Origin of the sequence: Streptomyces sp. P9-A4 (assembly GCF_036634195.1) — a bacterium.
Lineage (GTDB): Bacteria > Actinomycetota > Actinomycetes > Streptomycetales > Streptomycetaceae > Streptomyces.
In genome coordinates, this window is record NZ_JAZIFY010000002.1 from 371,137 (window position 1) to 383,797 (window position 12,661).

At 74.3% G+C, this 12,661-nt stretch carries 11 protein-coding genes; 8 read left to right on the plus strand and 3 right to left on the minus strand.

The window, feature by feature from the left end:
- Genes V4Y03_RS32400 through V4Y03_RS32420 form a run of 5 tightly spaced genes read left to right on the plus strand, consistent with a single transcriptional unit; the run spans nt 1 to nt 5,350 of the window.
- A complete protein-coding gene (locus V4Y03_RS32400; protein ID WP_332437559.1) occupies nt 1-1,311 on the plus strand; it encodes a hypothetical protein in 1,311 nt (436 codons plus the stop codon).
- Nucleotides 1,308-2,255 (plus strand): glycosyltransferase family 2 protein, encoded by a 948-nt coding sequence (locus V4Y03_RS32405; protein WP_317878345.1) that lies wholly within the window; start codon nt 1,308-1,310, stop codon nt 2,253-2,255. Before V4Y03_RS32400 ends, V4Y03_RS32405 begins: the two co-directional genes overlap by 4 nt.
- Nucleotides 2,252-3,475 (plus strand): polysaccharide pyruvyl transferase family protein, encoded by a 1,224-nt coding sequence (locus V4Y03_RS32410; RefSeq protein ID WP_332437560.1) that lies wholly within the window; start codon nt 2,252-2,254, stop codon nt 3,473-3,475. The genes V4Y03_RS32405 and V4Y03_RS32410 overlap by 4 nt, the downstream gene beginning before the upstream one ends.
- Nucleotides 3,472-4,023 (plus strand): dTDP-4-dehydrorhamnose 3,5-epimerase, encoded by a 552-nt coding sequence (gene rfbC / locus V4Y03_RS32415; protein WP_317878347.1) that lies wholly within the window; start codon nt 3,472-3,474, stop codon nt 4,021-4,023. The genes V4Y03_RS32410 and rfbC overlap by 4 nt, the downstream gene beginning before the upstream one ends.
- A 7-nt stretch (nt 4,024-4,030) precedes the next feature.
- Nucleotides 4,031-5,350, plus strand: a complete 1,320-nt coding sequence (locus V4Y03_RS32420) for a glutamate-1-semialdehyde 2,1-aminomutase (RefSeq protein WP_332437561.1) — start codon at nt 4,031-4,033, stop codon at nt 5,348-5,350.
- A gap of 43 nt (nt 5,351-5,393) precedes the next feature.
- Here V4Y03_RS32420 and V4Y03_RS32425 read toward each other — a convergent pair whose 3' ends face one another.
- Complete coding sequence (locus V4Y03_RS32425; protein WP_332437562.1) at nt 5,394-6,089, minus strand: phosphatase PAP2 family protein; 696 nt, start codon at nt 6,087-6,089, stop codon at nt 5,394-5,396.
- Nucleotides 6,090-6,298: 209 nt separating this feature from the next.
- Here V4Y03_RS32425 and V4Y03_RS32430 point away from each other — a divergent pair, with 209 nt between their 5' ends.
- Nucleotides 6,299-6,850, plus strand: a complete 552-nt coding sequence (locus V4Y03_RS32430) for an NADPH-dependent FMN reductase (RefSeq protein WP_332437563.1) — start codon at nt 6,299-6,301, stop codon at nt 6,848-6,850.
- Here V4Y03_RS32430 and V4Y03_RS32435 read toward each other — a convergent pair.
- On the minus strand, nt 6,847-7,134 hold the full coding sequence (locus V4Y03_RS32435) for an SHOCT domain-containing protein (RefSeq protein WP_332437564.1): 288 nt from the start codon (nt 7,132-7,134) through the stop codon (nt 6,847-6,849). The two genes, V4Y03_RS32430 and V4Y03_RS32435, sit on opposite strands and share 4 nt — an antisense overlap.
- A gap of 56 nt (nt 7,135-7,190) precedes the next feature.
- Nucleotides 7,191-7,637 carry a DUF6325 family protein gene (locus tag V4Y03_RS32440; RefSeq protein WP_332437565.1) on the minus strand — a complete coding sequence of 149 codons (447 nt, stop codon included), beginning with the start codon at nt 7,635-7,637 and terminating at the stop codon, nt 7,191-7,193.
- Between the two features lie 216 nt (nt 7,638-7,853).
- On the opposite strand from V4Y03_RS32440, the gene V4Y03_RS32445 reads away from it, so the two are divergent.
- The gene (locus V4Y03_RS32445; RefSeq protein WP_443079910.1) at nt 7,854-10,724 is read left to right on the plus strand and encodes a LuxR C-terminal-related transcriptional regulator; all 2,871 of its coding nucleotides are present in this window, start codon (nt 7,854-7,856) and stop codon (nt 10,722-10,724) included.
- A gap of 182 nt (nt 10,725-10,906) precedes the next feature.
- Nucleotides 10,907-12,574, plus strand: a complete 1,668-nt coding sequence (locus tag V4Y03_RS32450) for an MFS transporter (RefSeq protein ID WP_332437566.1) — start codon at nt 10,907-10,909, stop codon at nt 12,572-12,574.
- Nucleotides 12,575-12,661 lie beyond the last annotated feature (87 nt).

The window sequence follows — 12,661 nt, forward strand, 5'->3', positions numbered from 1 at the left end:
ATGGCCGCCGAAGGAGGGAATACGACGAAGCCACCGGCGGAGGCCGAGAGCACCCGCCCGGCCGCCCGGCGGGCCGTCGCGGGGCGGCTGTCCTGGGGGTTGGCCGACCAGGCGGCCTCCAGCGTGTCCAACTTCGCGGTGGGCATCTACGTCGCACGGTCGCTGGGGCTGACCGCCTTCGGTGTGTTCAGCCTGGCCTGGGTGACCTACGGCGTGGTGCTCAACGTCTCCCGCGGCCTCGCCACCGATCCGCTGGTGGTGCGCTTCAGCGGTGTTCAGGCCGCGTCCTGGCGCACGGCGGTGGCCCGGTCGTCGGGTACGGCGCTCGGCGTGGGCGCCGCCCTCGGCGCGGCGTCGCTGGTGTTCGGCCTCGCTCTCGGCGGCCGGGTGGGGGTCGCGTTCGCCTGCCTCGGTGTCGTACTGCCGGGGCTGCTGCTCCAGGACGCCTGGCGGTTCGCGTTCTTCGCCGCCGGTGCCGGGCGCAAGGCGTTCGTCAACGACATGGTGTGGGCGGTCGTGCTCGTCCCCGCCATGGTGGTGGCGGCCCGTGAGGGCAGCGTGGGCGCCTTCGTGCTCGCCTGGGGGGTGTCCGCCGCGGTGGCCGCGGTGTACGGCGTCGTCCAGTCCGGCATCCGGCCCCGGCCGGCCGGAGCACGCGAATGGCTGCGCGAGCACCACGACCTCGGCTCCCGGTACCTGGTCGAGAACGTCACCAACAGCGGTGCGAGCCAGCTGCGGGCGTACGGGCTCGGCGCGATCGTCGGGGTCGGCGCGGTGGGGGTGGTCCGGGGCGCGGAGCTGCTGCTCGGCCCGTTCCTCGCCGTGCTGATGGGGCTCTCCCTGGTCACCGTCGCGGAGGCGGCGCGGGTGCTGCGGCGGGCCCCGCACCGCCTCGCCGCGTTCTGTCTGCTGCTGGGCGGCGGACAGGCCGTCGCCGCGACGCTCTGGGGCGGGGCGCTGCTGCTCGTCCCGGACCGGCTCGGCAAGCTGGTGCTCGGCGGCGTCTGGCACTCCGCCTCCCAGCTCATCGTGCCGGTCACCCTCGGCGTCGCGGGCGCCGGGCTCGGCACCGGCGCGGCGGCCGGGCTGCGCGCGCTCGGCGCGGCCCGGCGCAGTCTGCGCAGCCAACTGATCGCCTCCGCCTGCTACGTCGTCGGCGGACTCGGTGGCGCCGCCGCGGCCGGCACGGCCGGCTCGGCCTGGGGCGTGGCCGCCGCCACCCTGGGCAGCTCGGCCGTGTGGTGGCTGCAGCTGCGTGCCGCCCTGCGCGAGCACCACCGGAATCCCATCCCCGAAGTGAGGACCTCATGACCGCCCGCCCCAGGCTGAGCATCGGCCTGCCCGTGTACAACGGCGAGGAGTACCTCGCCGAATCGCTCGAAGCCCTGCTCGGCCAGACCTACGAGGACTTCGAGCTGGTCATCTCCGACAACGCCTCGACCGACGGGACCCGGGACGTCTGCCGTACGTACGCCGCGCGGGACTCGCGCATCCGGTACATCCGGCTGCCCCGGAACATCGGCGCCGCACCGAACCACAACTACGTGTTCACCGAGTGCCGCGGCGAGCTGTTCAAGTGGGCCTCGCACGACGACCTGTACGCCCGGGACCTGCTGCGGCGCTGCGTGGAGGCGCTGGACGAGCGCCCCGAGGTGATCCTCGCCCACGCCGACCAGGCGGTCATCGACGGCGAGGGCCAGGTGAAGGTCCCGTACGAGTACGGGCTCGCCACCGCCTCCCCCCGCCCGCCGGAGCGCTTCCGCAGCATGCTGTTCGAGCCCGGCGGCGACGACTTCTACGGGGTGATGCGGGCCGACGTGCTGCGCCGGGTGAAGCCGCACGACAGCTACCACCACGCGGACCGCACGTTCGTCGCCGAGATCGGCCTGAACGGCCCCTTCCACCAGGTGCCGGAGCTGCTGTACTTCCGCCGGGACCACCCCACCCGCGCCGAGCGGGCGAACCCGTCCAAGCGCTCCCGGTGCGTCAACCTGGACCCGCGCCGGGCGGGCCCGCTGCACCCGACGCCCCGGCTGCTCGCCGAGTACGTCTGGGGCTTCGTCGCGGCGATCCGGCGGGCGCCGCTGTCCCCGGCCGACCGGCGCGCGTGCTACCGGCACCTGGCCGAGTGGGCGGGCAGCCGGGCCCGTCCCGGCGCCGGGGAGCGGGTCGAGGACCGCGCGCCGGTCGATCCGGCGCTGCTCACCGTCTCCCTCGACGCCATCGTCGCCGGGCGCGAGGGGAGGCGGGCGTGACTCCGGTGCGCGTCGGGGTGTTCGGCCTGCTCGGCTCCGGCAACCTCGGCAACGACGGCTCGCTGGAGGCCGTGCTCGGTTACCTCCGCGCCGAGCACCCGCAGGCGGCCGTGGACGCGCTGTGCGGCGGCCCCGAGACCGTCGCGGCCCGGTACGGCATCCCCGCGACGCGGCTGCACTGGTACCGCGGGGAGTACCGGACCGCCTCACGGGCGGGCGCGATCGTGGGGAAGGGTCTGGGCAAGCTCGTCGACGTCTTCCGCACCGCCGCCTGGGTGCGCCGGCACGACGTGGTGATCGTGCCGGGCATGGGCGTCCTGGAGGCCACGCTGCCGCTGCGGCCGTGGGGATTCCCGTACTCGCTGTTCCTGCTCTGCGCCTCGGGCCGGCTGCTCGGCACCCGGGTCGCACTGGTCGGGGTCGGCGCCGCCGCGATCCGCGAGCGGCCGACGCGGGCCCTGGTGCGCTGGTCGGCCCGGCTCGCCGCGTACCGGTCGTACCGGGATTCCCTCTCGCGCGACGCGATACGGGCGATGGGCGTGGACACCGCGCGCGACGAGGTCTACCCCGACCTCGCGTTCGCCCTGCCCACGCCACGGTCGGGCACGCCCTCGGGCCCGCCGGGCACGGTCTGCGTCGGCGTCATGGACTTCCACGGGAGCAACGACGACCGCGACCGCGCCGAGGAGATCCACCGGCGCTACGTCGAAGGGACGACCCGCTTCGTCCGCACGCTCGTCGGGGAGGGCAGACCGGTCCGGCTCCTGACCGGCGACGCGTGCGACGCGACGGTGGTCGCCGCGATCCTCGACGCGGTGGACTCGCCGCTGGTCACCGCCGCCGACGCGGCCTCGCTCACCGACCTGATGCAGGAGATGGCGGCGGCCGACACCGTGGTCGCCACCCGCTACCACAACCTGGTCTGCGCGCTGAAGGTCGGAACTCCGACGCTCGCGCTGGGCTACGCGGCGAAGAGCGACGCCCTCATGGACCGGATGGGCCTGGCCGTGTACTGCCACCCGGCGCGCGAGGTCGACGCCGACCGGCTGCTCGAACAGTTCCGGGCCCTGGAGAAGCGGTCGGCCGAGCTGCGGCAGACCCTCACCGAGCGGAACCTCGCCGCCGCCCTGCGCCTCCAGCACCAGTTCGACGCCCTGACCGCGGCCCTGTTCCCGGGGGCCGCCCACACCCACGCACCCGCGTATCGAGAGGCTCCATGAAAGCGACCGCAGTACCGGAGATCGCCGGCGCGTACCTGTTCGAGCCGACGCCGTACGCCGACGAACGCGGCTTCTTCAGCCGCACCTTCGACGCCGACGTGGTCCGCTCGGTCGGCCTCGACCCGGGCGCCTTCGTCCAGGACAGCCTGTCCCGCTCGGTCCGGGGCGTGCTGCGCGGCCTGCACCTGCGCTCCGGCGACGGTGAGGCCAAGCTCGTGCGGTGCTCGTACGGGAGGATCTTCGACGTCGTCGTGGACCTGCGGCCGGACTCGCCGACCTACCGCAACCGGGCCTTCTTCGAACTGTCCGACGAGACGCAGACGACCCTGTACATCCCCGCGGGGTGCGCGCACGGCTTCCAGGCGCTGACCGACACCGCCGACACCTCGTACCGGATCGACCGGCCGCACGATCCGGCCGAGGACGTGACGATCGCCTTCGACGACCCGGAGCTCGCCATTCCATGGCCGCTGCCGGCCACCTCGATGTCCCGGCGGGACCGGGAGGCGCCGAGCCTCGCCGAGGTCCTCAAGCAGAAGGAGAGCTGAGAGAGCCGTGACCACCGAAGAGTTCGAGCTCCCCAGGTCGCGGCAGGCGAACGAGCGGCTGCACGCCCTGATCCCCGGCGGCGCGCACACCTACGCCAAGGGCGACGACCAGTACCCCGAGGGCCTGGCACCGGTCATCAGCCACGGCCGGGGTGCCCATGTGTGGGACGTCGACGGAAACCGCTACATCGAGTACGGCTCCGGCCTGCGGTCGGTCAGCCTCGGGCACGCCCACCCGCGCGTGACCGAGGCGGTGCGGCGCGAGATCGACCGCGGCGGCAACTTCGTCCGGCCGTCGATCGTGGAGGTCGAGGCGGCGGAACGCTTCCTCGCCACCGTGCCGACCGCCGACATGGTCAAGTTCGCGAAAAACGGCTCCGACGCCACCACCGCCGCCGTGCGGCTCGCCCGCGCCGTCACCGGGCGCCCCCGGGTGGCCCTCTGCGGCGACCATCCGTTCTTCTCCGTCGACGACTGGTTCATCGGTACGACGCCGATGTCGGCGGGCATCCCGGCCACCGACCTCACGGTGACGTTCCCGTACGGGGACCTGCCCGCCACGGAGGAACTGCTCACCCGCCACGAGGGCGAGATCGCCTGTCTGATCCTCGAACCCGCCACCCACACCGAGCCTCCGCCCGGGTATCTCGCCGGTCTGCGCGAGCTGGCCGACCGGCACGGCTGCGTGCTGGTCTTCGACGAGATGATCACCGGCTTCCGCTGGTCGGAGGCGGGCGCCCAGGGCCTGTACGGCGTGGTCCCCGACCTCTCCACCTTCGGCAAGGCGCTGGGCAACGGATTCGCCGTCTCCGCGCTGGCCGGGCGCCGCGAACTGATGGAGTGGGGCGGGCTGCGCCACTCCGGCGACCGGGTGTTCCTGCTGTCCACCACGCACGGCGCGGAGACCCACTCGCTGGCCGCCGCGATGGCGGTGCAGACCACGTACGCCGAAGAGGGCGTCACCGCGCGGCTGCACGCCCTCGGCGAGCGGCTGGCCGCCGGTGTCCGCGGCGCGGCCGAGGCCATGGGCGTCGCTGACCACCTCGTCGTACGGGGCCGGGCCAGCAATCTGGTGTTCGCGACCCTCGACGAGAGCGGGCGGCCGTCGCAGGAGTACCGCACCCTGTTCCTGCGCCGGCTCCTCGCGGGCGGGGTGCTCGCCCCGTCGTTCGTGGTGAGCGGCGCGCTCGGCGAGGACGACATCGACCGGACCGTCGACGTGGTGGCCCAGGCGTGCGCGGTGTACCGGAAGGCGCTGGACGCCGGGGACCCCGGCCCCTGGCTCGCCGGGCGGCCGGTGAAGCCGGTGTTCCGCCGCTCGGTGTGAGATGAGATGAGGTGCGGCGGCGCCGCCGTGACGTGCGGAAGCGTCAGCGGCGGGCCCGCCGACCGGCGTCGGCCGTCCGCTCGGCGGTGCGTCCGGCCAGCCGGTCGGCCGTCCGGTCCACCAGCCACGCGGTCGCCGGAACCACCGCCAGCGCGGTGGACCAGCCGCCGAGGGCGTCGGTCGGGTAGTGCGCGCCCAGGGCGACCTGCGCCCAGCCCATGGCGGTGCCTGCGAGCAGCCCCATGATGAGTACGAGCGAGGTGCCGGCCGTTCTGCCGAGGCCGAGCCGGCCGGTCACGAGCAGCGCCACCACCAGGGCGAACGCGGTGAGAAAGGCGGTGTGCCCGCTCGGGAAGGACAGGTTCTCCTCGCCGTGGATGGTGCGTCCCACCAGGGACTTGAGGAGTTTCGTCGTCCCCACCGCCAGGCCGACGCCGCCGACGACGAGCACCGCCGCGCGGGGCAGGCGCAGCAGCAGACAGCCCGTCACCGCGGCCACGACCAGCGTCGCCGCTCCCACCGGCTCCCCCAGGAAGTCCACGGCCAGCGCGACGTCCCGCCACGGCGGCGCCACACCGTCCACCGCCGCCAGGATCCGCGCGTCCACCCTGCCGGGGGCGCCGGCATCCGCGTACAGCACCCCGAGCGCGAGGACCACCAGCGCGGCGAGGGCCGCGACCGGCCCGAGCCACGCGCGCAGCGGCGCGGGCAGTACCGGGGGCGCCGGGCGGCCGGTCACCGGCCCACCGTGCCCGGTCGGTCCACGGTGATCCACCGGCTGTCGGTGACCTTCGACTCCGCCGTGCGCAGCAACGTCCACTCCCCCGGTCCCCCACGGACGGTCCCCCGACCGTCCCCCGGGCACCCTAGCCAACAGCGCGGGCGCGCACAGCGGGTGGCCCGAAGGAGCGCATGCCCGGAGAAGCGTTCGAACGGTAGGTTGAGCCGGTGACCACTTCGCCCTTGATCCTGCTGCTGTCGGGAAGCCTGCGCTCCGGGTCCACCAACGAGGCCGTGCTGCGCACCGCGCAGGACCTGGCGCCGTCCGTGAAGGTGCGTGCCGTCCTGTACGACGGTCTGGCACGGCTCCCGCACTTCAACCCCGACGAGGACGCCGACCCGCTGCCCGCCCCCGTGAGCGAGCTGCGCGCGGCGATCGACGCGGCGGCGGGGATCCTGATCTGCGCCCCGGAGTACGCGGGCACGCTGCCGGGTTCCTTCAAGAACCTGCTCGACTGGACGGTCGGCGGAACCGAGATCTGCGACAAGCCGACCGCCTGGATCAACGCGGCCGCCCCCGGCCGGGGCCAGGGCGCGGACGCCACCCTGCGGACCGTACTGGGCTACACCGGCGCCGACATCGTGGAACCGGCCTGTGTGAGGCTCCCGGTCGACCGTGGGAAGGTCGACGCGGAGGGTCTGATCACCGACCCGGACGTGCGCCGCGACATCGCCCGGGTGATGGACCTGCTGGCCACGGGGACGACCACGACCGGCTAGCCGAGGATGCGGCGCTTCTGCGCCTCGAACTCCTCGGCGGTCAGCACGCCCTGTTCCTTGAGCTCACCCAGCTGCTTCAGCTGGTCGATCTTGGAGGTCATGTCGTCACCGGCGGGCGCCGGGGCCGGTGGCGGCGGCTGCTGGGGCTGGGGCTGCTGCTGGTACTGCGGTTCCTCCTGCTGCGCCCAGCGTCCCGCCTGCCGGCGTGACACACGGTTGGACACGGCGGTGGCCGTACCCGCCACCACGGCGGTACGGGCGACGCCACGAAGAAGTCCGGGCATGTTCAGTCATCTCCCAGGAACACGAGATACGGAGCGGGCAGCGACGACGGCACGGTTCACGCCGCCTCCTCCGCCGCCTCCAGCGAGGCCAGCAGCGCCTGGACGGGAATCCGCCCGCCGGCCACCACCTGGCCGCCACCGCGCCGCATGGCCCGTGCGAACGGGGCCGCCCACACGTTCTCGTACACGATGATCCCGGCGGAGTTGCCGGGCTCCAGCGCACCACCGGCATCGTCGATGTCGCTCTGGTCCAGCAGCCCCGACGAGGCCCCCTCGAACACCGAGAGGTCGATCTCGCCCCCCATGTCCCTCAGTTCCAGCACGGACACCGAACCGTCCTCGCCCTTGCGGACGAACAGCAGGTCGAGCACCCGGATGATGCCCCGGTCGACCAGGTCGACGAGCAGGGGGAACCCCTCACCCGTCATCCGGCTGCCGGGAAACTCGACGATCAGGTAGTCGACGGGCCCCATGTCCTGGAGCTCCCGGAAATCCTCGCTCATCGCCACTCCTTCACCTTCGGGGCCCACGCCCCGGGGCGCGGGAGGCACTCCTGCCATTCCAACACCACCCGCCATCCCCCGCACCTGTTGTCCCCTCGCCCTCGGAGCAGGTGCCGGACGCCCTCCGCCCGGCCCGCCTTCCGCCCGGACCGTGCGCCGAGCCGCGTATCGGCGGATCCTGGAGGAGGGAGCGCCGAAGGTCGACCGGTACGACGGATGGTGACGGTGAGCGCCGTGGCAGAGACCGACGAGTACCCGCCGGGCGACGCCCGCACCCGGACCGATCCCCCGGGCGACCCGCTCGGCGATCCCCTGGGTGACCCCCTCGGCGATCCTCCGGGCCCGCCCCTCGGAGACCCCTTCCTCCGGACGCGGATCGTGCCGCCGACGCGGCCCGCCACGTTCCTGCGGCGGCAGCGGCTCGTCGAGCACCTCGGCCGGGCCCGTGGAACGCCCCTGACGCTGGTGAACGGCCCCGCCGGGGCCGGCAAGACCCTGCTGACCGCCGACTGGGCGGCCACCCTGGGCCGCCCGGTCGCCTGGCTCACCGCCGAGGCCGGGGACGAGCGCCCGGCGGTGTTCTGGACGTACGTCCTCCGGGCCCTGCGCGGCAGCGGTACGCCCCTGCCCCGCGCGCTGGCGGTCCCGCCGGACGCCGCCGAGGTGGACCCCAGGCTGCTGGAGGCACTCGCGGCCCGGCTGAGCGAGCTCGCCGAGCCCGCGGTGCTGGTCATCGACGAGTTCGACCGGGTGACCTCCCCGGAGGTCGCGGAGCAGCTGGCACTCGTCCTGCGCCACGCCGGCCTCGGCCTGCGCCTGGTCATCGGCAGCCGCACGGAGCCCCTGATGCCCCTGCACGACTACCGGCTGGCCGGCCGGCTGACGGAGATCCGCGCCGCGGAGCTGGCCTTCACCCGTGAGGAGGCCGGCGCCCTGCTCGACCTGCACGGTCTGAGCCTGTCGGCCGAGGCGGTGGGCTCCCTGGTGGACCGTACCCGCGGATGGGCCGCCGGCCTGCGGCTCTGCGCGCTGGCCGCGCGCGAGAGCCCCGACCCGGAGGCGTACCTCAAGGAGTTCGAGGCGGACCGGAGCACGGTGGCGGACTTCCTGCTCGCGGAAGTGCTCAAAGGACGGCCGGAGGAGGCCCAGGACCTGCTGCTGCGGGTCAGTGTCCTGACCCGGTTCAACCCCGACCTGGCGAACGCCCTCACCGGCCGGATCGACGCCGAGCCGCTGCTGTGCGGGCTGGTCCGCGAGAACGCCTTCGTCGAGGCCCTCGGGCACTCCTCGTACCGGCTCCACCCGCTGTTCAGGGAGATACTCCGGGCCCATCTGCGGGAACGACTCCCCGCCCTGGAGCCGGAACTGCACCGCAGGGCCGCCCGCTGGCTGCGCCGTTCCGGGTCCCTGTACGAGACGCTCGCCCACAGCACCGCCGCGGGCGAATGGGGCTTCACCGCCGCCACGCTCGTCGAGGACCTGGCCATGGGGCAGCTCTTCACCGGCCTGCGCTCCGACGACCTGGTCCGGTTGTGCTCCGAGATGCCGCCCGAGGCCACGGGCGTGGCGCCGGAGCTCGTACGGGCGGCCCTGGACCTGTCCCGGTACGACCTCCCCCGCGGCCTCGTCCATCTGCGGCGGGCCGGGGAGGAACTCGCGGCCTCCCCTGCCCCGGACGCGCCCGCCGCGCAGCTCGGCCGGGCGCTCCTCGAAGCGCTGGCCGGTCGGCTCACGGGCTGTCCCGAACGGGCCGAGCAGGCAGCGGAGGCAGCCGTACGGCTGAGGCAGGAGGTGCCCGCCCGGCTCCTGGACGGACACCCCGAGCACGGGGCGCTCCTGGGGACGCATCTGGGCTCCGCGCTCCTGTGGGCGGGGCGGTTCGAGGACGCGCGCGCCGCCCTGACCGCCGTGGCCGAGACCTCCCGCTCGGCCTCCGTCGCGCTCCCCCTGGAGGAGTCGGGAGAGCACCTGGCGCTGATCGACTACCTGAACGGCTGGCCCGGCAGGGCCGAACGCAGGGTGCTGGCCGGGTCGTCCGAGGCGGAGCGGCACGGCCCGCCCCCGCCGTCCGGGTCCGGGTCCGGCCTCCGACCCGAACCCGGTCCCGGAACCGGCCCCGAGCGCGGTCCCGCCCCCGAGCCGCCTCCCGAGTCCGGCCTCGGCGCCGGACTGGGACTCGGATTCGGCCCGGGGCAGGGGCTCGGGCGCATCGTCCTGGCGGCGGTGGCCGTGGACCGGGACGAGCTGGACCGGGCGCGGGCGCTCCTCGACGAGACGGCGCAGCTCGACGCGACCGCGCACGATCCGGTGACCGCGGCGGGACTGGCCCTCGCCCTGGGCCGTCTCCTGCTGGTCCAGGGGCATCCGCGCGCCGCCGCCGCGGCGGCGCACCCCGCGGTCACCGCCGCCGTCGACTCGCCCTGGGCGGCGAGCCACGAGGCGCTGCTCGTCTCAGCGGCCCACCTGGCCGAAGGGCGGGCGGAGCAGGCCGCCGAGGTACTCGACGGCGTGTCCATGGATCATCCGGCGTGTGCCGTGGAGGCGGCGCGGCTGCTGCTCGACGCGGGCCGCACCGGAGCGGCGGCCGAACTCGTCGACGGCGTCCGGGCCGGCGGCCGGACCGGACCGGCGGTGACCGTCCGGGCGGCGCTGGTCAGGGCGCACATCGCGGAGGAGGCGGGGGACGGCGACACCGCGCGCAAGCTCGTCGCGCAGGCGCTCCTCGACGCCCGGCGCGAGCGGCTGCGGCGGCCGTTTCTGGACGCCAGGCCGTGGATACGGCACCTCCTGGCCGCACCGCCCCTGCGGGAGCTGGCCGCCGGGTGGCTCGCTCCCGGCCCGGCATCGGCAGGCGCTCCGGGGGCGGGTGAGGCGGGTTCCGCCCCGCTCACCGTGGTGGAACTGAGCGAGCGCGAGCGCGATGTGCTGCGGCGGCTGGCCCTGATGATGTCGACGGAGGAGATCGCCGCCGACCTGTACCTCTCGGTGAACACGGTGAAGACCCATCTCAAGGGGGCCTACCGGAAGCTGGCGGTGAACCGGCGCAACGACGCGGTGCGCCGCGCGCGCGAGCTCCGGCTGCTGTGAGCCCGAGGCCCGCGCGCCGCATCCCGCGCCTGCCCTGCCTCCCCCGACCGCCCCGCCTCCCCCGCGACGGGTGAAGCGCCGTGCCGGTCCCTCCGCTCCAATGGGACGGGCGGCAGGCCGCTCCGGGCCGCCGCACGGCCGGCACCGTCCGTGGCCCGGCCTGAGAGGGCGAGGTGGACAGCGTGAGGCGCTGGAGCGCTCTGATCGTCCTGGGGACGGCGCAGTTCCTGATGGTGCTGGACTCCTCCGTCATGAACGTCTCCATCAGCCAGCTGGTGGAGGACTTCGACACCGAGGTCACCGCCATCCAGGCCGTCATCACGCTGTACGCGCTGGTCATGGCCGCGTTCATGCTCATCGGCGGACGGTTCGGGGACATCCTGGGGCGCCGCCGGGTGTTCCTCCTCGGGCTGGTCGTCTACGCCACGGGGTCGGCACTGACCGCCGTGGCACCCACCCTGTGGGTGCTCACCCTCGGCTGGTCCGTCATCGAGGGGCTGGGCGCCGCCCTGGTGCTGCCGGCGATGGCCGCCCTCGTCGCGGAGTCGTACCGGGGCCGGGACCGGGCCGTCGCCTACGGGGTCATCGGCGGTCTCGCCGGCGCCGGAATCGCGATCGGCCCGCTGCTCGGCGGCTGGGTGACGACATACCTCACCTGGCGGCTGGTCTTCGCCGGCGAGGTCGTGGTCGTCCTGGCCATCCTGTGCGCGCAGCGGGTGATCCCGAAGACCCCGACCACCGGCCGGCGGCCCCGTCTGGACGGCGTCGGCGCCGCGCTCTCGGCGGCGGGGCTGGGGCTCGGTGTGCTCGGCGTACTGCAGAGCAGCACGTGGGGGTGGGTGGAGCCGCGCAATCCGCCCTTCACGATCTTCGGGTTCGCGCCGACGCTGTTCGTCGTCGCCGCCGGGATCGTCCTCCTGCTGCTCTTCAGGAGCTGGGAGCGGCGGCGCGAGGAGAAGGGCGCCGACCCCCTCGTGCATCTGTCCCTGCTGCGCAGGCCGACGCTGCGCTCCGGGCTGATGACCCTCGTGAGCCAGAACCTCATCCTGCTCGGGCTGTTCTTCACGATCCCCCTCTACCTCCAGGTGGTGCAGGGGTTCAACGCCTTCGAGACGGGGGTGCGGCTGCTCCCGGTGTCCGTCGCGATGGTCGTGGTGTCGCTGTCCGGTACGGCGCTCGGGCGGTGGGTGGGGCCGCGCCGGGTGGTCCGGCTGGCCCTGGTGACCCTGCTGGGCGCCGTCGTGTGGCTGCTGGCCACCATCGACCCGGTCATCGACGACGCGCAGTTCGCCGGCGCCATGGCGGTGCTGGGCGTGGGCATGGGGCTGCTGGCCTCGCAGCTGGGCAACATCGTGCAGTCCAGCGTCGGCGAGGGCGAGCGCAGCGAGGTCGGCGGGTTCCAGTTCACGGCGCAGAACCTCGGCTCCGCGCTGGGCACCGCGCTCATCGGTTCGATCCTGATCGGCTCCCTGGCCAATGCCTTCACCACCCAGGTGGCGAACGACCCCCGGCTTTCCGACGAGGCCCGCCACCAGACCGGTGTGGCGCTGGAGGCCGGGATCAACTTCGTCTCCACCGATCAGGTGCATACGGCGGCCGAGGAGGCCGGGTTGCCGGCCGCGGAGGTCGACGCCGTCACGGAGTCGTACGCCTCGGCGCAGCTCGACGGGCTCAAGGCGGCGATTCTCGCCACCGGTGGCATCGCCCTCGCGAGCTTCGCGGTGACACGGCACCTGCCGACGGGCCGTTCCGCGGGGCCGGACGCCGCCTCCCCGCCCGGCGCGGGCCCCGAGCCCGACACGGGAGCGGACGAGGGCGTGGACGGAAACGGGGACAGGCCGGTGTCCTGAACCCGGGCCGCCGACTCACCTGTACGAGGTGAGGCGGGCGGCGCGTCCCCTGCGCACGCTCGTAGGGAGAGAGTCGCCCGTCCGTCT